Source organism: Vreelandella sp. F11 (assembly GCF_042466685.1).
In the GTDB taxonomy this organism is placed as follows: domain Bacteria; phylum Pseudomonadota; class Gammaproteobacteria; order Pseudomonadales; family Halomonadaceae; genus Vreelandella.
This window is the reverse complement of the sequence record NZ_CP170448.1, coordinates 980,078-1,004,718: the sequence shown is the minus strand read 5'-3', so window position 1 is coordinate 1,004,718 and position 24,641 is coordinate 980,078. Positions and strand designations below refer to the sequence as shown.

General features: G+C 54.9%; 22 protein-coding genes. 7 read left to right on the top strand and 15 right to left on the bottom strand.

The features are described from left to right. Positions 1-66 precede the first annotated feature (66 nt). The gene (locus ACFIOZ_RS04605; protein ID WP_386082520.1) at positions 67-2,142 is read right to left on the bottom strand and encodes a TonB-dependent receptor family protein; all 2,076 of its coding nucleotides are present in this window, start codon (positions 2,140-2,142) and stop codon (positions 67-69) included. A gap of 154 nt (positions 2,143-2,296) precedes the next feature. Between ACFIOZ_RS04605 and ACFIOZ_RS04600 the strand changes: the two genes are divergently transcribed. Then, positions 2,297-2,470: a YqaE/Pmp3 family membrane protein gene (locus tag ACFIOZ_RS04600; protein WP_290834869.1), complete on the top strand. Its 174-nt coding sequence runs from the start codon at positions 2,297-2,299 to the stop codon at positions 2,468-2,470. Positions 2,471-2,538: 68 nt separating this feature from the next. Here ACFIOZ_RS04600 and ACFIOZ_RS04595 read toward each other — a convergent pair whose 3' ends face one another. Next, on the bottom strand, positions 2,539-3,021 hold the full coding sequence (locus ACFIOZ_RS04595) for a nucleoside deaminase (RefSeq protein ID WP_386082519.1): 483 nt from the start codon (positions 3,019-3,021) through the stop codon (positions 2,539-2,541). Positions 3,022-3,056: 35 nt separating this feature from the next. Then, positions 3,057-4,313: a dicarboxylate/amino acid:cation symporter gene (locus tag ACFIOZ_RS04590; RefSeq protein WP_386082518.1), complete on the bottom strand. Its 1,257-nt coding sequence runs from the start codon at positions 4,311-4,313 to the stop codon at positions 3,057-3,059. Between the two features lie 397 nt (positions 4,314-4,710). Here ACFIOZ_RS04590 and ACFIOZ_RS04585 point away from each other — a divergent pair, with 397 nt between their 5' ends. Further along, positions 4,711-4,917 carry a cold-shock protein gene (locus tag ACFIOZ_RS04585; protein WP_007111402.1) on the top strand — a complete coding sequence of 69 codons (207 nt, stop codon included), beginning with the start codon at positions 4,711-4,713 and terminating at the stop codon, positions 4,915-4,917. A 151-nt stretch (positions 4,918-5,068) separates the two neighbouring features. On the opposite strand, the gene ACFIOZ_RS04580 is transcribed toward ACFIOZ_RS04585, so the two are convergent. After that, positions 5,069-5,935: a putative RNA methyltransferase gene (locus ACFIOZ_RS04580; protein WP_386082517.1), complete on the bottom strand. Its 867-nt coding sequence runs from the start codon at positions 5,933-5,935 to the stop codon at positions 5,069-5,071. Between the two features lie 36 nt (positions 5,936-5,971). Beyond that, positions 5,972-6,901, bottom strand: a complete 930-nt coding sequence (locus ACFIOZ_RS04575; protein ID WP_386082516.1) for a DMT family transporter — start codon at positions 6,899-6,901, stop codon at positions 5,972-5,974. Between the two features lie 97 nt (positions 6,902-6,998). Between ACFIOZ_RS04575 and ACFIOZ_RS04570 the strand changes: the two genes are divergently transcribed. After that, positions 6,999-7,934: a LysR substrate-binding domain-containing protein gene (locus ACFIOZ_RS04570; RefSeq protein WP_386082515.1), complete on the top strand. Its 936-nt coding sequence runs from the start codon at positions 6,999-7,001 to the stop codon at positions 7,932-7,934. Here the strand turns inward: ACFIOZ_RS04570 and ACFIOZ_RS04565 are convergent. Continuing rightward, complete coding sequence (locus tag ACFIOZ_RS04565; RefSeq protein ID WP_386082514.1) at positions 7,931-8,680, bottom strand: helix-turn-helix domain-containing protein; 750 nt, start codon at positions 8,678-8,680, stop codon at positions 7,931-7,933. The genes ACFIOZ_RS04570 and ACFIOZ_RS04565 overlap by 4 nt on opposite strands. A gap of 160 nt (positions 8,681-8,840) precedes the next feature. On the opposite strand from ACFIOZ_RS04565, the gene ACFIOZ_RS04560 reads away from it, so the two are divergent. Then, entirely contained in the window at positions 8,841-12,308 is a 3,468-nt protein-coding gene (locus ACFIOZ_RS04560) for an acyl-[ACP]--phospholipid O-acyltransferase (protein WP_386082513.1), read from the top strand. Between the two features lie 103 nt (positions 12,309-12,411). Here ACFIOZ_RS04560 and ACFIOZ_RS04555 read toward each other — a convergent pair whose 3' ends face one another. The 9 genes from ACFIOZ_RS04555 to ACFIOZ_RS04515 form a co-directional block, all read right to left on the bottom strand. Further along, on the bottom strand, positions 12,412-13,167 hold the full coding sequence (locus tag ACFIOZ_RS04555) for an alpha/beta hydrolase family protein (RefSeq protein WP_386082512.1): 756 nt from the start codon (positions 13,165-13,167) through the stop codon (positions 12,412-12,414). Between the two features lie 85 nt (positions 13,168-13,252). Further along, positions 13,253-14,002, bottom strand: a complete 750-nt coding sequence (locus ACFIOZ_RS04550; RefSeq protein ID WP_386082511.1) for an RES family NAD+ phosphorylase — start codon at positions 14,000-14,002, stop codon at positions 13,253-13,255. Then, complete coding sequence (locus tag ACFIOZ_RS04545; RefSeq protein ID WP_386082510.1) at positions 13,999-14,370, bottom strand: antitoxin Xre-like helix-turn-helix domain-containing protein; 372 nt, start codon at positions 14,368-14,370, stop codon at positions 13,999-14,001. The genes ACFIOZ_RS04550 and ACFIOZ_RS04545 overlap by 4 nt, the downstream gene beginning before the upstream one ends. Before the next feature lie 105 nt (positions 14,371-14,475). Continuing rightward, on the bottom strand, positions 14,476-14,673 hold the full coding sequence (locus ACFIOZ_RS04540) for a hypothetical protein (RefSeq protein WP_386082509.1): 198 nt from the start codon (positions 14,671-14,673) through the stop codon (positions 14,476-14,478). A 57-nt stretch (positions 14,674-14,730) separates the two neighbouring features. Further along, positions 14,731-16,458 (bottom strand): mechanosensitive ion channel family protein, encoded by a 1,728-nt coding sequence (locus ACFIOZ_RS04535; RefSeq protein WP_386082508.1) that lies wholly within the window; start codon positions 16,456-16,458, stop codon positions 14,731-14,733. 158 nt (positions 16,459-16,616) lie between these two features. Beyond that, on the bottom strand, positions 16,617-17,153 hold the full coding sequence (locus ACFIOZ_RS04530) for a GDYXXLXY domain-containing protein (RefSeq protein WP_386082507.1): 537 nt from the start codon (positions 17,151-17,153) through the stop codon (positions 16,617-16,619). After that, positions 17,150-18,232: a DUF4401 domain-containing protein gene (locus ACFIOZ_RS04525; RefSeq protein ID WP_386082506.1), complete on the bottom strand. Its 1,083-nt coding sequence runs from the start codon at positions 18,230-18,232 to the stop codon at positions 17,150-17,152. Before ACFIOZ_RS04525 ends, ACFIOZ_RS04530 begins: the two co-directional genes overlap by 4 nt. Next, positions 18,229-19,203, bottom strand: coding sequence for a DUF2157 domain-containing protein (locus ACFIOZ_RS04520; protein WP_386082505.1), 975 nt, complete (start codon positions 19,201-19,203; stop codon positions 18,229-18,231). The genes ACFIOZ_RS04525 and ACFIOZ_RS04520 overlap by 4 nt, the downstream gene beginning before the upstream one ends. Positions 19,204-19,261: 58 nt before the next feature. Further along, complete coding sequence (locus ACFIOZ_RS04515; RefSeq protein WP_386082504.1) at positions 19,262-20,917, bottom strand: FMN-binding glutamate synthase family protein; 1,656 nt, start codon at positions 20,915-20,917, stop codon at positions 19,262-19,264. Between the two features lie 174 nt (positions 20,918-21,091). Here ACFIOZ_RS04515 and msrP point away from each other — a divergent pair, with 174 nt between their 5' ends. From msrP to ACFIOZ_RS04500, 3 genes are all read left to right on the top strand, one after another. Beyond that, positions 21,092-22,108 carry a protein-methionine-sulfoxide reductase catalytic subunit MsrP gene (gene msrP / locus ACFIOZ_RS04510; protein WP_386082503.1) on the top strand — a complete coding sequence of 339 codons (1,017 nt, stop codon included), beginning with the start codon at positions 21,092-21,094 and terminating at the stop codon, positions 22,106-22,108. Next, the gene (msrQ, locus tag ACFIOZ_RS04505) at positions 22,108-22,725 is read left to right on the top strand and encodes a protein-methionine-sulfoxide reductase heme-binding subunit MsrQ (RefSeq protein ID WP_386082502.1); all 618 of its coding nucleotides are present in this window, start codon (positions 22,108-22,110) and stop codon (positions 22,723-22,725) included. Before msrP ends, msrQ begins: the two co-directional genes overlap by 1 nt. A gap of 101 nt (positions 22,726-22,826) precedes the next feature. After that, the gene (locus tag ACFIOZ_RS04500; RefSeq protein WP_386082501.1) at positions 22,827-24,620 is read left to right on the top strand and encodes a S8/S53 family peptidase; all 1,794 of its coding nucleotides are present in this window, start codon (positions 22,827-22,829) and stop codon (positions 24,618-24,620) included. The last annotated feature ends 21 nt before the right edge of the window (positions 24,621-24,641 follow it).

Genomic DNA, 24,641 nt, shown 5'->3' with positions numbered 1-24,641 from the left:
AACGGGCGGCCTCATCAATGAGCGCCGCCCGTTTTTTTATTGATAAAGCTTTTAGAAAAGCGCCGCTTAGAAACGCACCTCTAGCCCGCCATAAACACTGCGCCCTGGAGCCGGTTCGTAGAAACGCCCAAAGGTGCCATTTAAGCGCACGTTGGCGTAGTGCTCTTCATCAAGCAAATTGCGCACGCCGACATAAGCATTCAGCCGTGTATCGCCGCCCAACTGCCAACCATCGCCCACCCGCAGGTTCACCAGCCAGTAGCTATCAACCTCTGTCTCGTTGGCGTTGTCCGCCACCATATCGCCCGTGTACTGGGTTTCCAAAGTGGCAAAGCGCTCATCAAGCCCTTGCCAGGTAAGCTGATTGACCCAGGTTTGCTCGGGCAGCCCAGGAATGCGGTTACCGCCAAAACGCTCTGACGGTGTCGCGAATCGATCAAACTCGTAACTTGCCAGCGTCAGGGCACTATCCAACCGCCACTGATCAGCAAGCTGCCAGCCCAGCGCCAGCTCGACGCCGTCGCGGTCGGTGTCGCCCGCGTTTTGGTAGAAAGTACGTCCGCCGTCATCATAAGGCACTAGTTCGTCACGCACACGCACCGAAAACAGCGTTAGATCGTAGTCCATGGCCAGCGGTGCAATGTAGCCACGCGTACCTACTTCACGGTTCCAGGCTTTTTGCGGTGATACAGCGGGATTGAAACCGCCCCCCGCTGGATTGGCGAACTCTGAGAAGGTCGGCGTTTCAAACGCAGTCCCGGTATTCGCGTAAACCTGATGCTGAGGGCGGTAACGGTAGCTAAGTCCCGCCGAGCCACTCCACTCATTGAAGGTTTGCTCACCGCTCTGATCACCATCGCTCAGGTAGCGGTCGTCTACCTCTAACTCCACGCTGTCAAAGCGTGCGCCAAGCGAAAGCGTTACCTGCTCGGTTAACGCTAAATCGCCCTGGGCAAACACCCCCATCGAGGTCGCCGTCTGGGTCTCTTCCGCCAACTGCTCGCCAACAACGCCTTGGCCGTTTACATCGTTGCGGAAGCGCTCATCGTCTTGGCGGGCCACATCAACCCCAGTGATATAGCTCAACGGCAGGTTGCCCAGACTCACTTCATGGTGATACTCAGCGCTCGCGCCCAGATAGTCACGTTGGTAGCCAATGCGGCTATCGCCTACATAGGGCAGCTGCTGCTCAAAATCGCGCTGGGCGACAAAACCTTTTAAATAGAGCTCGCCTGCGCCAGCGGACAAATCCTCGTACTGTAATCCGAGCATTTGCTGATCGACATTCTGCCCTGCATCCAACGCCAATGAGTTGGGCGCCGCTTGATCGCGGCCACTGGCCACTTCGCGGGCGTTCAGCGCACCAGGATCTTCGGAGCGGGGATTTTCCAGCAGATTGATAATCGCGGTTAACGCCCGGTCGCTGCCTAACTCGCGGCGGAGCTTGGCGTTCAGCAGGTATTTCTCTGTTGAGCTCTGCTCCCGATAACCATCCACATTAAGCGCTGAAAAGCTCACATGGTGTGACCAATCCCCTTGAGCCCCCCCTGTTTGCACGACCGCCTTACGGTAACCATCGCTGCCCACTTCGGTGCGCACACGCGAGCCAGGGTTATCACGTCCATCGGCGGTGGTGATATCAATCACCCCGCCTGCTGCGTTGCCGTAGAGCACCGAAGAGGGCCCACGAATCACTTCTATGCGCTCAGCGCTGTCCAGATCAATGGCATCTAGCTGGGCCTGGCCATCCGGCAACGTATAGGGAATACCATCCACCATTACGGTAATACCGCGCACCCCAAACGGCGCCCGGGCGCCAAAGCCGCGGATGGAGATTCGCTGGCCTTGGGCAAAATTATCACGGTTCTGCAAGAACACCCCTGGAACACGCACCAGCGCCTCATCCAGTCGCGTGCGCTGTTGCCCCTGAGCAATGGCCTCACGGTCAAGTGTTGTTACCGCAGCGGGCGTAGCGTAAAGCTCTCGCGAGAGTCGTGGGGCCGTGACTTGCAGCGTGGCTAGGCTGTTGTCGGCTGCTGGGCCTTCTTGAGCCCAACTTTGGCCTGCACCAAGGCAACTGAACAAACAAAGAGATGTAGTGGTTACTTTTAACGGTACTTTTTTTAACGATGCATTGAACACGGGATCCCTTCCAAACAGCATAAAGCGGAAATAAGTGGCGGAGTTGAACGATTGCCTACGTGGCTAGTCACAGGGGATTCGCCAAGGCATGGATAAATAGATTGATCGTGCCTACACTTGTACAAGTTACACCAATGAAAGCAAAGGAGGCTTCATGGCGTTTACAGCGACTGATCCAATCAAGATGATTTTTGCCGTAATATTTCCCCCACTCGGCGTATTTTTTGAGGTCGGTTTTAAAGGGCATTTCTGGCTAAACATTATTCTAACGCTATTTGGCTTCATACCCGGCATCATCCATGCGTTTTATGTGATATTGAAACACTAGGTTTTCATAGACCGGTTTAGCGAATACGACGCCGCCTAAACTAACGCTTAGGCGGCTTTTTAATGTCTTCAAGGTAGGCTGGCGTGGCGCCGCTTGTGCAACGCGTGGACACGTTCGTCCAGCTTAGTTACTGGGCCCTCTACCTTCAGCCCAGGCACCACCTGTTGAATCGGCAGCGTTGCCACAGGCGACGGCGCCACACCCAAGTCCGCTAGCCAGCGCCCCAACTGTTCAGACGAGCTGGCGTAGACGATACGCCCAAGCCCTACCCAGCCGTGGGCGGCGGCGCACATGGGACAGTGTTCACCAGAAGTATAGACGGTCGCTTTGGCTCGCGCCTCCGGCGTCATATGCTGCGCCGCCCAGCGCGCCAGGAAAAACTCGGGATGTTGAGTAGAATCCCCTCCGGCGATGCGATTACGGTCTTCTGCCAAGACCTCTCCTTCGGCACTTACCAGGACGCTGCCAAAGGGTTCATCCCCCGCGTTAAGAGCCTCTTCGGCTAGTTCGACGGCACGCGTTAAGTAGGCGATCTCACGATCATTCAACATGTGTTTTCCTTATAGTTGTCATTGGCCTGCTGCCTTTACCCCCGCGCGGGCGCTTCTTCGCCAAACGCCTCTTGCAACTCCTCGCCTTCACTACGGGCAATGACGGACGTGCCAACCAAGTCGCCTGTCACATTCAGCGCCGTACATCCCATTCCCACCAGTGCATCAATAGCGGTAAGCAACGCGACGGTTTCAATTGGCAAGCCTACTTGAGCAAACACCGTGGCAATCATAATGATGCCGGCCCCCGGCACCCCTGCCGTGCCCACCGACACTAGCGTGCCAATCAGCACTATTTGCACCATACTAAGGAAATCCAGCGGTGCACCTATCACGTTGGCGGCAAATACCGCTGAGATGGCGATACGAATGGCCGCCCCATCCATATTTAACGTAGCCCCTAATGGCAGACTGAAACCATAGATGCTTTTGGGAACCCCTAAGCGGTGGGCAGCATTAACCGTCAGCGGTAGCGTACCCGAGCTACTTTGGGTGGCAAACGCCGTAGCCATGGGTGTACGGGCCTCGCGGAAAAAGGTGCGCAGCTTCACGCCAAACAGCCGCATGATGCCGCAATAAATAAGCAGTTGGGTTGCCAGGGCTACATACAGCACAACCACCATATCGCCTAATGAGAGCAGCGTTGCCAACCCTTGCTGACTCACCGTTTCGGCGACAATCGCAAACACGCCAATGGGCACGTAGTGCAGTACTCCCGACATCACTTTTAGCGTGACCTCGTTGAGCGCTTCAATCACACCATAGAGTCGCTCCCCCATGGCATGCTGGCGCTCCGATTGGCGCATTTTTAGTAGTGCGATGCCAAACACCAACGCCGTAAAAATAATGCCCAACATGTTGAGATCGGCAAACGCACCAATAATATTATCTGGCACTATATTCAGCAGCGTATCCACAACGCCTGGGTTTTCGGGCACCGAGAAACTGGCACTCTCATCCAGGGTCATACCACTGCCGGGGCTAAACAGCGTGGCAACCGCTAAGCCCACCATGATCGCCAGTGCTGAAGAGACTAGGTAATAAACGAACACCTTACCGCCGACACGACCCGCACTGCCCTCGCGAGATTGGTTCACCCCGACCATCAGTGTGAATAGCACGATAGGCACAATCAAAAAAGTGAGTAGTCGTAGAAGCAAATCCCCCAACGGCGCCAACCAAGCAGCCACTGCCTCACCACCGATAAGGCCAACCATAACGCCCAGCACTAGCGCGATAGTGACGCGTAAAATCAATGACGCCTGTGAATAGGTCTTCCAGATGCTCGTCATTTCAGTCCCTAAAGAGTTGAGGAAATTGGTAGGTCTAATAGTACCTCTCACTCTGTTAGTGTGGCACAGCGATGCTGACGAGTGGTAAACAGGAAACGTTCACCGGCCTCAACTGAAAGCGTATGGAAAATGGGCTGGTAATAGAGGCTTTCACTGACTCCATAGGCAAGATAATCCAGAAAGGCTTTGACACACGCTAGAATTCATGACACTGTGGCGTCAGTTGGTTAGCAAGCAAGCATGGTTTCAGAAGTGTACGAAAAAGATTTAGAAATGTACCAGATAGACGTGTACAAAATCTTTCGGCAAGACTGCAATTGTATTCCTTGTTTTATCCACTATTAATCTGGGTGATACCAGGAACTTTACAATGCGCTTTGCGCGAAAGGATTTTATTATGTCTACTGGCACAGTTAAGTGGTTCAACGATACTAAAGGCTTCGGTTTTATTGCTCCTTCTGACGGCGGCGATGACCTGTTTGCCCATTTCTCTGAAATTCAAGCAGACGGCTTCAAAACCCTGCAAGAAGGTGCTAACGTTTCTTTTGACGTTACCCAGGGTAAGAAAGGCCTTCAAGCTTCAAACATCAAGCAAATCTCCTAAGCCTAAATCTCTCAAGAGATAGCGCTTTAGAATTTGCTCGAACCTTTCGAGGTTCGGATAACAAGGCCCGCTTATGCGGGCCTTGTTGCGTTTGAACATTGCGAATGTGGCAAGTACGACAATTCCCTTCAGCCCCTGAATCAGGCAAAAGCTAAACTCGAAGCCACTGTACTACCCGCACATCTACCGTAGTGACCAATGTCTCCAGTGCCGCTGCGCGTGCACGCCCTTCTGCACTGGCCCGATAAAGGTGCGGCGTCATAGCCAACAGATCGGCAATTTCTTCGCTTCTCTTCAGTGTTAACGAGTAACTTACTCTCTCGCTGCTATGCTGCGTAAAGCCCCCAGGTGCTTCTACCTCGCTTGAACGCTCAGGCTTTAACGTCGGGTAAATAACCTCCCGTAACTCCCGCAAATGATCAGGCCCCGCCTCTACTTGTAGCAGCACACCGCCCGTTTTTAGCACACGAGCAAACTCGCTAGCCACAGGAAAGCCAAACATACACAGCACGCTATCCAGTGTTCCCGTCTGCACTGGCAAATGCGCATTGCTGCCCACTACCCAACTGCTTAGCGGTGATTGCTTAGCATCTTGTTTGGCCGCCGCCAGCACCGCCCACTTAGAGATATCCAAACCCATCAGCGAAAGTGATAGCGCGTTAGTCGCAGCGTCAGCTAATTGGCGAAGATAGTAACCTTCACCACAGCCCGCATCCAGACAGCTAAACGGCTCACTGCTTAGCGTTTGAGCCTCAGCGTGGTTCAAGACTGCACGACTGACGGCGTCCGCAATGGGCTGATAGTGCCCCGCCTCAAGAAAGCGCTGGCGAGCAGCTACCATAGCCTTGCTATCGCCCGGATCGTGGGAACGCTTTTGCTGCACCGGCAGCAAGTTAATATAACCCTGTTTAGCGATATCAAAGCTGTGACCATCAGAGCACCGCCAAGCGCCATCCGACCGGCTGAGTGGTTTTCCGTCTAACGGGCACGCCAGTGCTTGAAAAGGGGTAATGCTCATATCGGTGTTTTCGCAAAGGTAGATGGGTGCATGCGTTTAGCGAGTCACCAGAATGATGCCAACTAAAATAACGCCACCGCCGATTATAAAATTAATGCTTAGCGGTTCATTGAGCAGCAGTGTACCAAACAGAATACCGAAAAGCGGCGCTAAGAAAGAAAACACGCCTAACTGCGAAGCGCGGTAGCGGCGCAACAAGGTGAACCATAATAGCAACGCAGCAAACGAAATGATCAGCGTCTGAAAGCCGAGGCTGGCTATCGCCATCGGGGTAAACTGCGCGCTCATTAACTGCCCGGACATAGCCGCCACCGGCAGGAGCAACAACGCCGTCACACTCAGTTGATAGCTCAGAGTGAGCTCTGCTGGCGCTTCGGAAAGCGATGTCCTACGGATCACGACGGTCGTGGCCGCCCAAGAGAGCCCTGCCAGCAAGCCCAGTGCATCACCGATAACAATCTCGATGCTGTAGGCGCCGCTTGGCGCCATGGCAACCACCATACCCAGAAATGCCAAGCCGACGCCCCACCACTGGCGAATGGAGAGTTGCTCGCCAGGTACCCAAAGATTCAAACCCAGGGCAGCGAAGATGGGCGCAGTATACAGAAACACCGACATATGGGACGCCAAGGTATAGGTTAGCCCCCAGGCGATAAAAGCGAACTCGGCAGCAAACCCGAGGCCCACCAACAACCCAGGGGCCCAGTGGTGACCCACATCCGCCCAGCGAATACCGCGCCAATAAGCCAGCCCGCCGACCAGGCAAAGCGCCATAATGGAGCGCAGGGCCATCTGTACAATGGGTGAGATATCCTCAGCCACACCCTTAATCGCCACCTGCTGAAAACCCAACACCAGGCAAAATAGCAGCATCAGCGATGCTGCCGTTGCGTCCACTGACTTTCGCTGTGATCGACCAACCATGCAGGCAGTGTGGTCGGTGGCGGCTATTTTTTGATTACTCATTGCAGGCTCCTATAACCTATAGGGGCCCATTGCAGCAGTAAGCGTCATTGCATACAAACGATTACTTATCGGGTCTAGGCTTAGGAAAACTCACGCCATGAGAATTGAAAGGCTACCGCTGAATGCACTGCGCGCGTTTGCCGAAGCCGTGCGAGAAAATAGCTTCAAAGCCGCCGCTTATCGCCTCGGGGTAACGCCTGGCGCCGTTAGCCGACAGGTCAAACAGTTGGAAGATCACTTAGGCGTGGTGCTCTTTGAACGTCATGCCAATGGAGTGTGCGTTACCGAAGCAGGCCGGGTACTGGCCGAAGATGTGCAGGCAGGCCTTTTGCGTATTGCCAGCGGCGTACAGAACGTCACCGAGCGCTCAGAAGACGCTTTTCGCTTACTACTGAGTGCCCCGCCTTCTTTCCTACAGCTTTGGCTACTCCCCCGCTTACCCGGCTTTGAAGCCAGTGAGCGGCAAATCGAGATCTCTCTGGATGCCGAGGCGCGCTTAACGCCACCGTTATGGATGCCCAACAGGGCACGCTTATCGCTGCGCTACGGCCAGGGGCCTTGGCCCGGCGTTACCAGCCAGCGTCTATTTGAAGACACCCTCTTTCCCGTTTGCTCGCCCACCCTGTTAGCGCAGGAAAATATACACGAGCCCGCCGAATTGCTGGCTCAGACACTGCTCACCGTGGATTGGTGCAGCCATGCGGGCCACCCGATCCCAAGCTGGCAAGACTGGTTTAAAAACGCCGGAGTGGCCATCAAGAAGCTCCCCCACCAGCGCCAATACTCGCTCTACAGCTTGGCGCTCGATCAGGCTATGGCCGGGCAAGGCGTGGTGCTGGCCAGTTACCCTCTCGTGATCGATCGGCTTGCCAGCGGCGTGTTGGTGCGCCCATTTGGGGAACAGTATCCGCTCGCTTCTCCGTTCGCCTATGAACTGGTTCTGCCTTCTGAAGGGGTAACACCTCCGGCAGTGGCGCGTTTCATCGAGTGGTTAGAGCAAGAAGCCGCTCATTTTCGTGGTACAGCGCTTTAGGATTTCGCCTCGGCTTCACGTTTGTAATCCTGAAACAACCCATACTGCCACTGCCTTACCGCCAGCACGGAAGTGGTGCCAAACCGCTGGTGGATAGGCAGCCCGCTCTCTCGTTCGCATAGCGCATGAAACTCTTTAGCCAAGCGCTGCATGGTCTGCTGCCACTCGGCATTACCAGCGGGGGACAACAGGCCATTGAGTACCACCAGCTTCTCGCTGTCGCTATCGAAACGGGAACGGAAAAACTCGTTAGCGATATACTGCTGAAAGAAGCGTTGAATGGGCCCATCCGCCTGCCAGCGGAAACTGGCGGCTACCCGCCGCCTGATCCGGTTATCAGGAAGTAGCTCAATAAGTTTAAGCCGCTCAAGCTTCAGTAACTGTCGTATACACTCTGCTTCACTTAGCTGGTACTGGTGATGAATTTCGTCGAAGCTGTAGCCATTGATAACGCACACAGCTACCAGGAACAGCTCACGGTCATCCACAATACTCTGCTCTTGGCCATGGGTGAGCGCCTGCAGACGCTGCTCGTCTGCTTGCATGGTCTTCACTAGCTCGGCGAATTCGATATTTAGCTGGTCACAGATACACTCCAGCCGCGAAAGCGTAAAGTGCTTCTCTGCGAACAGCCGCTTCACGGAGGCTTCGCTCAGCGCCAGCCACTGAGCGACATCGGCATAGGTTTTACCCTGAGCGCGCAGCTGGCGTTTTAGCGTTTCAATCAGCGAATCGGCTTGGGACATAGTAATCTCGTAAGCAGAATGAAGGTGCACTACACATAAAAAGTAGCAAATAATGATACCAACCAGCACCTATAACACAACTTTGTGCAAATGAGTTGCAACCAGTAAGCCTTGCTTAGAAAGTGCGACTACTTACAGGGACTTATAAGGCTACACAACCATGCAACGACTGCTACATATCAAGGGTGCTTTGCCCTACCTGATCGCCATCTTTCTTAATGCCTTTGTAGATTTGGGGCACAAGATCGTCATTCAGAACACCATCTTCAAAAGTTACGACGGTGAAGCACAGGTCGTGCTCACCGCACTGGTCAACGGGCTTATCCTGCTGCCGTTTATTTTACTGTTTAGCCCGGCGGGCCATGTGGCAGACAGCTACCCCAAGGTACGCGTTCTGCGCGCATCAGCCTGGGCCGCCGTGGCGGTGTCACTGGGCATCACCGCTGCCTACTACCAAGGCTGGTTTTGGCTGGCCTTTGCGATGACACTGCTGCTGGCGATTCAATCAGCGTTCTACTCCCCAGCCAAATACGGCTTGGTAAAAGGGCTGTTTGGCAAGCCGCGTTTGGCGGAAGCCAACGGGCTGATCCAGGCGGTTACGATTGGCGCCATTCTGGCAGGCACTGTGGCATTTACCGCGCTATTTGAGACCTGGGTCTCACCGGAGGATCAAACCCCAGCGCAGCTGTTGCGCCAAATAGCCCCTTTGGGCTGGCTGCTGGTGCTCAATAGTGCCCTACAGATGTTGGCGCTTTACCGCCTTCCGCTTGATCACACCACTCGGTCAGACACACCGCTAACCTGGCAGCGCTACATCAAGGGCACTGCCCTAAAAGACAATCTGCGGATTATCGCTCGCCAGCCTGTCATCAGGCTCTCCATTATCGGCCTTGCCACGTTCTGGTCAGTGGGCCAAGTGCTGCTGGCGGCCTTCCCCGCTTATGCCAAAGATGCCCTCAGTATTGATAACACCCTGGTACTGCAAGGCATTCTAGCCGCTAGCGGTATCGGGATTGCGCTGGGTTCTATGCTTGCCAGCAAGCTTTCACATAACCGCATAGAAACGGGCTTGATTCCCGTCGGTGCCGTCGGGGTGGCCGTGGGTTTATGGTGCCTACCGCTGTTAACCACGCCTGTTGGCCAAGCGCTGAACTTTGTGTTTATCGGCATGATGGGTGGGCTGTTTATTGTGCCACTTAACGCCCTGATTCAGTTTCACGCCGCCGACAACGAGCTAGGCACCGTGCTGGCCGCCAATAACTGGATTCAAAACATCGCCATGTTGGGCTTTTTGCTGCTCACGGCGCTGTTCGCACTGGCAGGTGTTGATAGCCACTACCTGCTGCTACTCATCGCCACGGTGGCGATGGTCGGCGGCGGCTACACCATTATTAAGCTGCCACAGAGTTTGGTGCGCTTTCTGTTGAGCTTTCTGCTGACACGCCGCTACCGGGTCGATGTACATGGCTTGCAGAACCTGCCTGCCCAGGGAGGCGTGCTGCTATTGGGCAACCATATCAGCTGGGTGGATTGGGCCATGGTACAGATCGCCAGCCCCCGCCCGGTACGCTTTGTCATGCTTAGATCGGTTTACCAGCGCTGGTACCTCAACTGGTTCTTAAAATCCCTGGGCTGTATTCCCATCGAGCGTGGCAGTGGTGCCGAAAAAGCCCTGGCCGATGTCGCTGAACAACTCAACGCGGGCGAGGTAGTGTGCCTATTTCCAGAAGGGGCGATTAGCCGCACTGGCCAACTGGGCGAATTTCGCCGCGGCTATGAGCGCGCCTGTGAAATGGCTAACCCCGATGTAAAAATCGTGCCTTTCTACCTACGCGGCCTGTGGGGCAGCCAGTTCTCCCGCTCCTCCAGCAAATTAAAAGAGCTACGCAACGCGCCGCTGCACCGTTCGGTAGTGGTCGCCTTTGGCAAGCCGCTGCCTAAAGATACCCCCGCTGATGTGCTTAAACGGCGTATTTTTGAGCAGGCTACCCGTTCCTGGCACCGGGCCATGGGTGCGCTACCCACCCTGCCTAACGCCTGGATTCAAAGCGTTAAGCGCCGCCCTAGCGACCTTGCCCTGGCGGATACGCTGGGCCGCCCACTCAACGCAAGCCAAGCGCTCACCGCCAGCCTGCTGATGGCAAAACGTATTCGCAAGCTCAACCCTGGGCAGAACGTTGGCCTACTGCTACCTACCAGCAGTGCCGGGGTTATCGCCAATATGGCCACACTGCTAGCAGGTAAAACGCTGGTGAATCTTAATTACACCGCCGACCAAGAAGCGTTGACGTCCGCCCTTTCCCAGGCGGAAATCGCCACCGTGTTCACCTCACAGCGCTTTGTGAAGAAGCTTGAGCAGCGCGGGCTCAACGTTACCCAATTGCTCAGTGAGCAGCAGGTGGTCTTTTTAGAAGACCTGCAGACCACGATTGGCCATGCTGAGCGCTTGAGTACCTGGCTCGCGGTGAGAGTATTGCCGACGTGGCTACTACAGCGCTGCTTCTGCCACAGTCACGATGCCGATGCCACCGCCGCCATCCTGTTCTCAAGCGGAAGCGAAGGCGAACCCAAAGGCGTGATGTTGAGCCACCGAAACCTGATGGCCAATATCAAGCAGACCTCCGACGTGCTCAATACCCAGAGCAATGACGTTGTAATGGGCTCACTGCCGCTGTTTCACGCCTTTGGCCTCACGGTTACCCAGCTGCTACCACTGATTGAAGGGCTGCCGCTGGTGTGCCACGCCGATCCGACCGATGCCCCCGGCATCGCGGGCGCTATTGCCAAGCACAAAGCCACTATCATGTTTGGCACCTCCAGCTTTTTAAGGCTGTTTGTACGCAGCACAAAGGTGCATCCGCTGATGCTGGAGAGCTTGAGAATCGTAGTCGCAGGGGCAGAGAAGCTCGATGACAACGTGCGTAACGACTTCGCGCTGAAATTCCACAAGCCCATTTATGAAGGCTACGGCGCCACCGAAATCGCTCCCGTTGCTTCCGTCAACCTTCCCGATGCCATGGGCGTTCACTATCAGCAGGTGCAGCGGGGCAGCAAAGTAGGCACCGTGGGTATGCCGCTGCCCGGTACCAGCTTCAAAATCGTCGACCCGGAGAGCTTTGAAGAGCTGCCCACCGGCGAGGCGGGCATGATATTGATCAGCGGGCCGCAGATCATGCAGGGCTACCTCAATGACGCCAAGCGCACGGCCAAAGCGCTCCACGAGGCCGATGGCCACCGCTGGTACATCACAGGGGATAAAGGCTATATAGATGAAGATGGCTTTTTGACCCTGATTGACCGTTACGCCCGCTTCGCCAAGATTGGCGGTGAAATGATCAGTCTCAGCGCGGTTGAAGGGGCAGTTAAAGCGGCCCTGGAGGATACAGATACGGCGCTGATGGCGGTTAGCATTCCCGATAGCCGCAAAGGTGAGCGCATAGTGCTGCTATCAGAAACAGCGCTAGACGCCAAAACCGTTAAGTCCACTATGCTCGCCAACGGCACGCCCCCCATGATGATCCCCAGCCACTGGCTTACAGTAGAGAGCATTCCGCATCTTGGCTCTGGAAAAGCGGATTTTGCCGGGGCGAAACGTTTGGCTCAGGCGCATTTAGAAGATGCTAATTAGCGCTAAAGAACAGAAACACTATGCCAGTGTGCCCCTCTTAGCAGCCAAGTGGGGCTTCTTTTGGGTGGGAGAAAACTGAGTCTTTGTTCAATGAACTCAGGCATTAAAGGTGCTTTGAAAAGAACTCCAGAAGCAGCTCGTAATGTTTATTCTGCCCAGCGCTGCTGGGTATATGATCCTCGCCTTCGTAGTAGTGCACTTCCGGGCTGAGGCCATTCTTAATGAGGCGTTTTTCCAGGCGCCTGCTCATCTCAACCGACCACATTCGGTCTTGCGTGCCATGGGAAAGAAACAGCGGCCCAGGGTAGCGTTCAATTTCGATCTGTGTGGTCGGCAGCAAGCCTTCGTGACTATCACGCCATGTCCAGGCGCGCTTACTGACATCCCAAGCTTGCCAGCCTGGATCCCCCGCATCGCGAAAGCTGCGCGCATCAAAGGCACCGCACACCACATCGGGCGGGCTATGAGCCGCGATAGCATCTGGCGCTCCTTCGATCTTATCTCTTGCCATCAGTGAGCCGAGCAATAACGCGTGCTCGGCGCCGCGTGAAAGACCATAAAGCCCTGCTTGTTCATCAACGAACGGGAATTCTCGTAGGGCTTTAAACGCCTCCACGCTGCGTTCGAGCGGGTAATCGATAATATGCCCCGCGTTCCAGGCATTGCCGCCGCTTGAGTAGCCATAGGGAAATGCGAGGAAACCATGCGCTGCGAATAGCATCGCGTCCCGGTGGCTCCACCCTGCCCACGCGCCTTCAGACCCATGCAGCAGCATAATAGCTGGAAAGGGGCCATCGCCCGGCGGACTATAAGTGACACCCCAGCCGGGTAGTGCGCGCTGCACGATATTTAATGGCATTTAGGCAACCACTCCTTCGCGTTTTTTTGTCATAACTCTTTCTACCAACAATGTGTTAATCATCAACAAGTGCCAATCTTGTCATCTAAGCAGGAAGCGGCAACACACCGTTATACAGAAAGTCATTGAGATAGTAGGTATACACACCAAGTGCATCTTTGCATTTGAACGACACTTGATCGGCATTGGTTACGCAAAGCCATGGACGCATGTCGGTTGGCTCATGCTGTTCGAACACTTCAGGTGTAAACAAGCCCACGCACGCACCACCCTGAACATCTCTTGCGGAGGCGTACTCAAACGCCTCAACGCCTGCCCCACGCATTGCGCTACCCAATTGCTGACAGGGGGCGTAATCAACTGGATGTTTCAGTATCGCAAGGTGGTCGACAAAGGAGCCTGCGTATAGCCTCACTCCCCGTTTAGCGGCATAGTCTACAGAAAAGAGTGTGTGCTCTGAGCGCAGCGAGGCGGTAACGGGCTCACCTTCCATGGAGTACCAGAAAACCAGTCGGTAGTAGGCAGATTCAGCGAGAGTGGTAGCAATGCCCTTACCACCGTAGAAAATACTTGGCTCAAACACACGGCCAAAACGTGCCCCCCATTTGAGAGGGGGATACCGAAAAGGGGTTTTTAGAAGATAGTGCAGGTCTCGCTCCTGTTCAGGGTAAGGTGGTTTAGCAGTTTCAAGCAGTGCTTCAAGCATCTCCTGCTCTTCTAATGTGTCGACATAGCTAAGCGTTGCGACTTGCTCCTGACTTTCCACCAGTCGATAAAGGGTTCCGGAAATAGGCTCAATATTTCGCTCGCCGCCACAGGCTTCCCACACACTCACACTTTACCCCGCATACCATCCACGAATCTCAGTACCGCAAACAGCCCCTCCAACCGTGTTACCTGCTCGGCCGGGATGCCACCAGTAACACGGTTGGATGTTCGCATAAAATGCTTAATCCATGCTTGGTCGCCTCCGGTAAGAGCGAATAATGCTCGAGCCAAGCGAATAAGCAGCAGAGCTAGTTCACCCTGCTTAGAGTTCGGGTCAAGCTTCAGGCTTTTTTTAAGTTGGGTAATAGTCGTGCGGTGTACGCCTAGCACCTCTGCCAAATCAGACTGCGATAACCCCAATTGCTCAGCAGCACGCAAAACTGCTTTAGCTAGCACCATTTCCGGGGTGGGCTTTGTTTGAGTAAGGGTTGGCATGGCGCACCTCTGAGAGATGGATTTTCATCAATAATAGCAAAAAAGTTCCTCATTCACTCACTGAGCACAATTTTCCTATTTATCTAGGTGGTCAAGCAAATGGTTTCATTTAGTGCCGTGCCCGCCAAAGCTACTCGCCAAGCTGGCAAGGGGTTGGGACTCATCTTCGCCGACGAGATCAAGAATTTCATCCAGTGCTTCAACCTGGACATCGTATTCAGCTTCTGTGTATGGGTCGCTAAGAAGAGGGGCAAGATAAACCCAGTGCCCAGTCGCTTGTTCAACGAGCGCGTGCGTAGTCACTCCTCTTTATTGTTATTTACGAGAAAGCAGCGCCGTCTGACGCTGCATAGCAGTATTTTATTCCGATGGTTTTACCTCAGCACTATCCGTGCCGGAAGAGTGCTTACCTTGCGCCCCACGGGCGATATCGTTGTGACTGATGACCACGATCTCTCTTGGCCACCACTCGGGATGGTTATCGCGAATAAAGGCCAACAGTTTTTCTCTTACACTCATTTCGGCCGCCCAGCCCGCCATTGGGTCTGAGGTCATTAGGTAACAAGAGACGGTTTGTGCGGTACCCGTTTGCGCGGTCACGTAGCACAGCAATTTGTGGTGCTCTATAACGCTATCTTCTTCTTTGGCAAACTCAATAAACTTATCCCTTACTATGCCAATATCGGCGCTCAAATGTAGGCTCATCTCCAGGAATCGGTACATCTTGGTACTCTTGACCGACAGATTCTCGAACGGCTTGGACGTAAAGTACGTGACGGGCACGATCAAACGCCGCTCGTCCCAGGTTCTTAAGCGAATGAAGGTATAAAAGATGCCTTCTACGTAGCACCATTGATCTTCAAAAATCACCAGATCGCCAATACGAATGGGCTTGGCAAACGATAGTTGAAACGACGCCAAAATATTGCCCAATACCGCCTGGCCCGCAACACCTACTAGTACCGCTAATACACTGGCAGAAGCCAGGATGGATAAGCCAAGTGATTCAAAGAGCTGAATTTGCCCAAGAATGTAGATGGAAACACCGGTCACGGTGATCAAAATAATAAGACGTCGCAGCGCATATAGGGAGGTCAGCAGCCTACGCTGGTCTCGGGGCTTGGTATCATCGATTTCGCCGACAATACGCCGCGTCAAACGCAGCATGATGGTATCCACCAAACGCAATGAAATCGTGCCGACAGCCCAAGCCAAAACAGTGATCAATAGTACCCGGAAAGTGGTCGTGGCCACGGCCGAAAACGACACCACATAATCCAGCAACATTTGGGTGGCTAGAGACATCGCAATAAGCGCGGCGGGGGTACCGATTTGACTGGCAAAAATGCTCGATATCCCTGAAGGCAGCCATTTCGATATCAAACCAATCAAACGGTGAATCGCCCACCCAACCATGCCAACGAAGATCAAGAAAAGTGGAATAGCAATCCACTCCCAAATCTTCAAGATGCCAAATGACCCCTGGAGACGCTTGGGGATATAGCTTTCCAGCATCGAGGGGCCGTATTGTTCATAAAGCACGGGAATGTATGACACGCTGATCGGCATGATTAGCCAGACTGGCTCTTGTTCACCGACGCGGTAACGGCCCAGCCGAATATCGTAGGTTTCCCCATCGGCTTTTAAGGACGACACTTCGATATTACGACGTGTCTCACCGACGCGCGGATTTTCACCCGAAGACTCTTCAATCACCGCATCTTCCCGGCCGGGCAGATCAGAAACACTCAGCCACTCACCGCGTTGGAAAATCTCTGCCAGTTGTCGAGCTAGCTCACTCCCCTGCTCGCGCTGCTCGCCTGCTGGGAATTCGGCAAGGTTGAGCATATGGGCAGCGGCCTCATACTCCTCCTGCCCCGTCAGCTCCAGAAAACTCCTGATCGACTCCCTTGGTGTTACCCGGACGGCCTCTTCAGGAGCCTCGCCAAGCCCTGTATTGAGCGAGTCAACCGTAAACCACCGACTGTCCTCGCTCTCTCCTCCTTGAGTTTGCGCCGCGCATAGGCTGGAAAAGGTGAGTACCAGCACCAACACACCCCATACGAGCCACGAGCCTTGTGCTTTCATATATGCCTTATTCATTTAAGTGGGCCAATTTGCTAACCACCGACAGCTCCGTCGCCGAGCCAACCCAGCGTTATTACTGGGCAATCCGTGTCAGTGGGAGGACAAAGTACAGCCTACCTTGCTTGAAGGTGCAAGGCGTAGGGGCGTTAAGGCGGGCATCACTTAGTTATTTCGCCTAACCGGTTAAGCTCATCATCGTATAAAGCAACCAACAGCGGCTCGCCCTGGTCATTCACCCTAAACTGCCCGTAGCGGGCAGCCTCGTAGCGCTCGCCGTGGCCCTCCTGGAAGAAGAACGCATCGGTGGCGAAGCGTACCTGACCGCTGCGCAGCCGGTAGCGCAATTGACGTTCATTGTCTGCTAACGAGGCACCACCATCCAAGCGCTGAAAGTGGGCGATACGCTGTTCATCCAAGCGCACAACTACGTAGCCGTTGCTTGCTTTGTTGGTTAATGGCAGAGATTCATCTTGTTGAAACAGTGCGTTGTGAATTTGGTTTCCTAGCGCGAAGTTCAGCGCCATATAGTCGCCCTGCATCAATGAGCGCGGGTCGACTGGCGCAAGCTCCAGGTAAACGATTTCACCCTCTGCCAGGTGGCGCTCTTTCTGCCAAATAGCCCCGTTCACCACTGCCAGCACGACCACAGTAGCGATGAGTAGGATCCAACGATTGCGCTTGGCTTTCAATATCATTTAACGCCCCCTCCCTCAGAAGGCGACGACATACTTCTCTCTATACTCAACCACTTGTGTAGCGCCAAACGTAGTGTGAGCAGCACGCCACCGATAACCAGCAGGGTTAGCGCCTTGGTTAATAGCGTCGCGTCGAGCCAGTAGTAATAGCTGCCAATGCCCACCAGCAGCGAAAATACCCCAAGGCCCATCACTAGACGATGGCCTATCGCAAACCCTAACAAAACAACGACCAGACCCTGCCCCACGCCAGGCACATAGAAACTGAACAACAGCAACGCGATCGGGCTTAGATAGAAAGCCCAATGAGGTTTGGATTGCGCAACTTTATACAGCAGCAGCGCCAGAGAGAGCGCTACCAGCACGGCGTTCAACCAAGGGGCCAACCATGCCAGGCCCCAGGCGCTATGGGCGTCAAACCAGAAGACTAACGGCTGGCCGCTATGCGCCAATCCTTGCATCACCAACAGGCCTAATAACAAACCATAGCCCCATGCCTGTACGACCCGAATACGCCCAGGCCAACGAAACTCATTTAGCCAGAGTAGCGTCAGCGCCAACAGCACGAGCCCACTCGCCAATAACGCCATCGCGCTCATCGCTAGCGCCATATAAAGCGCCAAGCTGGCGACACAGGTGGAAAACGTGCGGTGAAGGAGGCTCGGCATTACCAGTGCCAGTAAAGCCTGCAAGCCAAATAGTGACCATCCTAGCAGTGACCAAAGTGGATAAGTGGATTCACTCCAGAACTCTATCGCTGCCCAAGCCACTAGCAATTGACCAGCCAGGCTCACCGCCAGCGCCAAGTGTTCAAGCACATCACTGCGAGCTTTGCGAAATAGCCCATAAGCCGCGCCGATCATCGCCATCCCCAGACCTAACGATCCTGCCGGGCTCTCCACCACGAACACCACGCCCATGGCGATAAAGCCGAGTAGAAACAGCGCCGCCAGCCAGCCAGCAAACGCCTGCAGCACGCGCACAAACCAGGGTGTTTCCAGCGGTGCAGGGGTTGCTGGCTCGTGTAAAGCAATACCCACTTGGCTCAGCCTGGCTTTTAAATCATTAATGCTGTTCATGACTGGAACATCTCCTGATGCAGCCGCTTCAGCCAAACCACCGCTCCCGCGCCCATAGCCAGCACCGCGATGGCGATCAGCATCAGACTTCCCTCCTGCCAATCACCCTCCCAGAGCAACAGCCTAGCAAGCAGTAGCGTGGCCACTGTTAACAGCGAAATACAGCCCCCTGCGATCATAAACAGATCAGGCCGCCAGTAGCGGTAAATGCCATATAGCGCGGCCAGCCAGAGCGGGTAAGCCGCCAGCACTGGCGACCACGAGAGGCCTGAATCGACGATCAGCGTCATCATTAACAGCGTTATCGGCACTCCACTGCCTAGCGCCAACAAGCGTAACGCCCACTGCCGTGGCCAGTTCTGGAAACGGGCGCCCCACTCCCAGGCTGCCAAGACCAGGGTGTTGAGTATAAAGAGCCCCCACTGCGCGGCCTCACTACTGGCCAAAACGCCAAAGGGCCCTCCCCAGGTACGAAAATAGAGCCCAATAGCCAGATTAAGTAACCCCAGCCACAGCACCCAGAGCAGCTCAAAGCGCGCCACACATACCCAGGGCAGCGTCAGCACCGCCCAGCTAAAAAACAGTTGCCAAGGATCGGCACCGGTTTGGTAGGCCTGCCCAAATAGCGCCAGCAGAACGCCTACCAGCAGCGAAGCAGTCGTTAGTGCTACCCGCTTAACCGTAGGAGTGGCTTTGCTCCAAACAGCGATGCCCACCGCCAACACCATTGCTGCCTGCACCATCCCAAAGCGCAGCCAGCGCCCCATTTCTGCCCAGTTGTAAGCCACGAAAAACAGCACCGCGAAGACCAGCGCCAAGCCGCCTAGCCACAGCAGCAGGCGATCAATAAACACCGCCCAGGCGCGGGGAGAAGGGTGTAACCCAGACGCTTGCACTGCGCGCGTCATCTGTTCAGGCGGTATCACTCCCTGCTCAATCAGTAATATCAGTTCACAGCGGGTAGAGGCCATGGGGGCTCCATTCTAAACAGCGCAGTGGAAACACAGGAATCTAGGCTAAGCGCCACAATCACTCCAACTTAGTAAAGCGCAGCCGAGCAATCTGCGCAGGCGGCTGGAAGGAGTCGGCTCGGGCATTTTCCCAATAGTGCTTGAATACCGTGTGCTCGCACTTTGCATTGAGCAGTTCATTGGGTTTTAAGAAAGTGAATATCTGATCGTAGGACTGAATCTCGTTTTCCGAGACACGTCGGATAATGTGCTCAGGCCCCAGTTCACTAGGATGGCTGAGGCCTGCGGCGCCCAGCATTTCCGCCAGCGCTTTTAAGGTATTACGGTGGAAGTGGTAGACCCGCGATGTTTTATCGGCAATATCCAAATGGCGGCTGCGATTGGGGTCTTGCGTAGCTACGCCGCTGGGGCATTTGTCGGAGTGGCAGTTAAGTGCCTGAATACAGCCCAGTGAAAACATAAACCCCCTGGCCGAATTGCACCAATCCGCCCCTAGCGCCAGGGTTCGGGCGATGTGAAAACCGGACATGATTTTGCCCGCCGCACCAATACGAATCTCCTCGCGTAGCCCGACTCCCACCAGGGTGTTATGCACCAGCGTAACGGCTTCGGTTAACGGCACCCCCATACGATTAATAAACTCCAGCGGCGCCGCGCCGGTTCCCCCTTCGCCGCCGTCCACAACTATAAAATCAGGCCGCTCACCGCTTTCCAGCATGGCTTTTACGATCGCAAACCACTCCCAGGGGTGGCCAATCGCCAGCTTGAAGCCGACCGGTTTACCACCCGAAAGTGAACGCAGGCGGGCAATAAAACCCATCAACTCCAACGGCGTCGAAAAGGCCGAGTGAGCAGCAGGGGAAATGACATCCTGCCCCATGGGCACTTCCCGCGCTTCGGCAATTTCGGCAGTTACCTTGGCCGCTGGCAGTATGCCGCCATGACCCGGTTTAGCGCCCTGGGAAAGCTTGATTTCGATCATCTTCACCTGATCGTCACAGGCGTTGGCGGCAAAGCGCTCCTCGTTAAACGAGCCATCGTCGTGACGGCAGCCAAAGTAGCCAGAGCCTATTTCCCAGACCAAATCACCACCGTGCCTGCGATGGTAGCGGGAGATCGACCCCTCCCCAGTGTCGTGATAGAAACCACCCTTACACGCCCCTGCATTAAGCGCTTCAATGGCGTTGCTCGAAAGCGAACCAAAGCTCATCGCAGAAATATTCAGTACGCTTGCCAGGTAAGGTTGACTGCAATGACTGCCGCCAACGTGCACACGGAAGTCCGCGTTTTCAATAGCGTAAGGGAGGAGCGAATGGTTGATCCACTCATGCCCCGGCTGATACATATCCAGTAGCGAGCCAAAAGGCTTTTTATCGCTCTCATTTTTAGAACGCTGATATACAACGGCACGCTGCTCACGGGAAAATGGACGTTCGTCAAGATCGGACTGAATAAAATACTGGCGTATTTCCGGCCCAATAGACTCGAGAACATAGCGAAAATGGGCCAGAACAGGATAGTTACGGCTCACAGTTCGCCGCGTTTGACGTAGATCATAAAGCCCCAGCCCAGCCAGCATGCCAAAGATCGCCACGCCCCAAAGCCATGCTAAAGAGAACACCACCCCCACCAGCGAAACCAACAGCAGAATCAGGCAGGCAACAAAGACGGCATTACGCAGAGGAATACGGGTCAATCCCCGGGCTTCGATCATCTGAACACGAACTCCTTATCAACAGTTCACCTAAGGGGCAATCAAGCTACCCCGACCGGCTCAATTTAAAACGTAAGGGTTTTGTGTAAGTTTTGGCGAACTTACTACACCCATTAATATCGAATGCTGCATTCACCCATATGCTACCCACAAAGGCCTTAGTGGAGACACCCAATGCTAATAAAGATTGCCAAACCGAGTGATTTACACGAATCCGATGTCACGCCGGAATCTATCTACCTCTCCCGGCGGCGCTTTATGGGCGGTGTGGCAGGCCTAGGTGCCGGGCTTGCCCTATCCGGTCACGCCCGTGCCAACGCCGACTACTCGGACGTGCCTGAAGGCGATGCGCCAGCCTGGTTAAAGGAGAAAATCAGCGAGACCCAATGGCGGGCCATTACCCCTAGCGATCCAGACAAAGATAAAATCGCCCCCTTTGATGACGCCAGTGGCTACAACAACTTTTTCGAGTTCGGCACTGACAAGGGCGACCCCGCCCGCCATGCGGGTAGCCTACAAACAGAGCCATGGAGTGTGGTAGTCGATGGCGAAGTCAATAACGGTGGGCGTTTTGCCCTAGAGGACTTCGTCAAGCCTTCGCAGTTTGAAGAGCGCATTTACCGCCTGCGCTGCGTCGAGGCGTGGTCGATGGTCATCCCCTGGCTGGGCATTCCGCTGGCGGAAATCATCAAGCGCGCCGACCCCACCAGCAAAGCCAAGTACGTACGCTTTGAAACCCTGGTAGACCCGGATCAGATGCGTGGCCAGCGCTCCTCTTTCTCAATCATCGACTGGCCCTACGTGGAAGGCTTGCGCCTGGATGAAGCCATGCACCCGCTAACGCTGCTGGCCATGGGCATGTATGGCCGCGAACTACCTAACCAAAATGGCGCGCCCCTACGGCTGGTAGTGCCCTGGAAGTACGGCTTCAAGAGTATCAAATCGATTGTGCGCATCTCGCTGGTAGAAGAGCAGCCGGTCAACTCCTGGCAGCAGATTGCCGCCGATGAGTACGGCTTTTATGCCAACGTTAACCCAGAGGTAGACCACCCCCGCTGGAGCCAAGCCACCGAGCGGCGCCTGCCTAACAGCCTGTTCAACCCCAACACCATCGATACCTTGATGTTTAACGGCTACGCCGACGAAGTCGCCGAGATGTATGCGGGGTTAGATTTGAGGAAGAACTACTGATGGCAACGCAGCACAAATGGCTAGCCTGGCGCGTCGCGGTATTTCTGGCGGCGCTAGCACCGCTACTGTTTTGGAGCTGGCAGGTGGCGAATAACGCCGCAGGCCCCGAACCGGGGCGCTACCTGCTATTGAATATCGGCATTGGCGCGCTGTGGTTGCTGCTATTCACCCTTAGCCTTACCCCACTGACCAAGCTCACCCGCTGGAAAGGCTTTGCGCTGATCCGGCGCCAGTTAGGGCTTTGGTCGCTGGCTTACGCCACCCTACATATGCTCAGTTACGCGTTGTTTATTCTGGGGCTTAACTGGGCATTGCTGGGTAGTGAGATCATCAAGCGCCCGTATATTATCGTCGGTATGATTGCGCTGATCGGCCTTGCCGCGCTGGGAGCGACGTCTAACAAGTGGTCGATGAAGCGCCTAGGCAAACGCTGGAAGCCGCTGCACAAATTCTCCTACGCCATTTTGGGGCTGGTGCTGCTGCACTTCTTCTGGGTGGTGCGCGCCGATATGCAAGAGTGGGCAATGTATGCCGCTATGGCTGCGCTGATTATGGCCACCCGCCTGCCGCCTGTTGCCCGCTCCCTGCCTAAACTGCGTTATCGTTTTAGCCGTTAAAGCCTCAATAGATACCCTTTCGTACCAAATGGGTTCATGTTCTGTTCAGCTAATGCGTTTATGCTGTGTGCAATCAATCGGATAGCGTTTGGAGTAGTCATATGGCAGCAACGTATTTGGGTGCTGGGCGGCTGGTTTCAGCGCTGGCATTAATGTTGATCGGATCTACCGCGGTTGCTGAGCAGTCTGCAAACGAAGAACAGCCTTTGCGCATCGAGCAACTGCAGCGCTGTGGCAATCTACTGCAATTGGATATGCAGGAGTTCTGTCTTCGCGTCAGTGGGCTTGAGAACAACGACTTTCAGATAAAGCTGAACGGTACAGCACTTCAGCCAGATGACATCACCCGCGACAACGACCAGGTGCGTGTAAGCATCAGCAGCGCTGATGCGCAAAGCGGCCCACTGTGGTTTGAGCAGCGTGAGCAGTCCAGCAACCCGGTTTGGCTCAGCCTTAACGGCAGCCACGTAGTAGCCGCCACCGATCAAGAGGTGGCGAAGAACATGGATGGCATCACCACCTACGTGGATCTGATCAGCCTGATTATTGAAGAGAGCCACGACGGTGCCGAGGAGGCCCAGCGTTTGGCAGAGAAGTACGACGCCGAAGTCGTCGGTATGATCCCACCGCTCAATACCTATCAGTTGCGCTTGCCCGCCAGCAACCTGGAAGAGCGCGACGCGCTGGTACTTAGGCTAGGCAGCGAAGTGAGCGTGGATGCGGTGGTGGTCGAAGAGTCGGGGGCAGAAGAGAGCATTGAGAGCGAAACGGAAAAGCCGCCCGCTGCAGATAATCAGGAGTGGGCGTCGAATCGTTTTCTGGATGCCGTGAACTATTACCAGCGCCGCTTATCACGTCAGGGCCACGGCGGGGATATCGAGACGCAGCCTATGCGTATTGGCGTTATCGAGCGAGAGGTGGACTTCGACGCGCCGGATTTTACCGATTACCTGGGTAACTGTCGCACTGGGTCGTCTAGAACCTGCGTTTACGCCCGCGACGCAGCTAAGCCCGATGGGCATGGCACAACGGTCGCTGGGGTATATGCCGCAGCCTGGAATGGCGGCGGCAATAGTGGTTTTTTACGCGGGTTGGACGATGTGGGCCCTGGCTTCGACGTGATTGTGGATCGCAACTCAGATGCAGGCATAACGGCGAATGTTGCTGCTTCAGTCAATCTGGTAGAGGACGGAGTACGCGTACTCAATTGGAGTTGGGGAATTCACCGCGTAGGGGCAATCGACGTTAACGGGAAGGAAATCGATTCACTGGTGCGTTCCGGCATCGCCATGAGCGGTTACGAAGAACTGCTCGAAGAGTTCTTCTTATGGCTGCGCCGCGAACACCCCGATGTAGTGGTCGTGAACTCTGCAGGCAACGCGTCGTCATTTTCGGGAAGTGACGATTATCGCCTGCCCTCTTCTTTTATTACCGACCAACTGTTTGTCGTGGGTGGGCATGAGCGCAGCGATGAAGATGTGCAGGTGGACGACCCCCGCTATGTGGTCAAACGTAACGCGTCAAATATCGATATGCGTGTGGATATCACCGCAGCGGCCTGTGTGCGGGGCTCTTCTTTAATCGAAGGTGAGCAAGGCGAAGCCCATTGCGGAACATCCTACGCGACCCCGCTGGTGGCCGGCCTATTAGCGGCAATGATGTCAATTGACCCAGAACTTACCCCGGCGCAGTTACGCATGCTGCTTCGCCGCAGCGCCATGACGATCGGTGAAGAGTACGATTTCGAGCCGACAGATGCGGATGATCTAACTGCGCCGATATTGCCATCGGAGCGGGCCAACGAGCTGAATCACCCGGATATCGGCCTTTCCGCCCGGTTGGATATGTACAAAGCGCTGGATTTGACGGTGCAAAGCTTGGATCGGGATCGCTAGGTCAGATAAATCAGCCAAGCA

Bases quoted from the DNA above. Each gene is read 5' to 3' on its own strand.
- ACFIOZ_RS04600 (WP_290834869.1), top strand. From the start codon at position 2,297: ATGGCGTTTACAGCGACTGATCCAATCAAGATGATTTTTGCCGTAATA.
- ACFIOZ_RS04595 (WP_386082519.1), bottom strand. From the start codon at position 3,021: ATGTTGAATGATCGTGAGATCGCCTACTTAACGCGTGCCGTCGAACTA.
- ACFIOZ_RS04590 (WP_386082518.1), bottom strand. From the start codon at position 4,313: ATGACGAGCATCTGGAAGACCTATTCACAGGCGTCATTGATTTTACGC.
- ACFIOZ_RS04585 (WP_007111402.1), top strand. From the start codon at position 4,711: ATGTCTACTGGCACAGTTAAGTGGTTCAACGATACTAAAGGCTTCGGT.
- ACFIOZ_RS04580 (WP_386082517.1), bottom strand. From the start codon at position 5,935: ATGAGCATTACCCCTTTTCAAGCACTGGCGTGCCCGTTAGACGGAAAA.
- ACFIOZ_RS04575 (WP_386082516.1), bottom strand. From the start codon at position 6,901: ATGAGTAATCAAAAAATAGCCGCCACCGACCACACTGCCTGCATGGTT.
- ACFIOZ_RS04570 (WP_386082515.1), top strand. From the start codon at position 6,999: ATGAGAATTGAAAGGCTACCGCTGAATGCACTGCGCGCGTTTGCCGAA.
- ACFIOZ_RS04565 (WP_386082514.1), bottom strand. From the start codon at position 8,680: ATGTCCCAAGCCGATTCGCTGATTGAAACGCTAAAACGCCAGCTGCGC.
- ACFIOZ_RS04560 (WP_386082513.1), top strand. From the start codon at position 8,841: ATGCAACGACTGCTACATATCAAGGGTGCTTTGCCCTACCTGATCGCC.
- ACFIOZ_RS04555 (WP_386082512.1), bottom strand. From the start codon at position 13,167: ATGCCATTAAATATCGTGCAGCGCGCACTACCCGGCTGGGGTGTCACT.
- ACFIOZ_RS04545 (WP_386082510.1), bottom strand. From the start codon at position 14,370: ATGCCAACCCTTACTCAAACAAAGCCCACCCCGGAAATGGTGCTAGCT.
- ACFIOZ_RS04535 (WP_386082508.1), bottom strand. From the start codon at position 16,458: ATGAAAGCACAAGGCTCGTGGCTCGTATGGGGTGTGTTGGTGCTGGTA.
- ACFIOZ_RS04530 (WP_386082507.1), bottom strand. From the start codon at position 17,153: ATGATATTGAAAGCCAAGCGCAATCGTTGGATCCTACTCATCGCTACT.
- ACFIOZ_RS04525 (WP_386082506.1), bottom strand. From the start codon at position 18,232: ATGAACAGCATTAATGATTTAAAAGCCAGGCTGAGCCAAGTGGGTATT.
- ACFIOZ_RS04520 (WP_386082505.1), bottom strand. From the start codon at position 19,203: ATGGCCTCTACCCGCTGTGAACTGATATTACTGATTGAGCAGGGAGTG.
- ACFIOZ_RS04515 (WP_386082504.1), bottom strand. From the start codon at position 20,917: ATGATCGAAGCCCGGGGATTGACCCGTATTCCTCTGCGTAATGCCGTC.
- msrP (WP_386082503.1), top strand. From the start codon at position 21,092: ATGCTAATAAAGATTGCCAAACCGAGTGATTTACACGAATCCGATGTC.
- msrQ (WP_386082502.1), top strand. From the start codon at position 22,108: ATGGCAACGCAGCACAAATGGCTAGCCTGGCGCGTCGCGGTATTTCTG.
- ACFIOZ_RS04500 (WP_386082501.1), top strand. From the start codon at position 22,827: ATGGCAGCAACGTATTTGGGTGCTGGGCGGCTGGTTTCAGCGCTGGCA.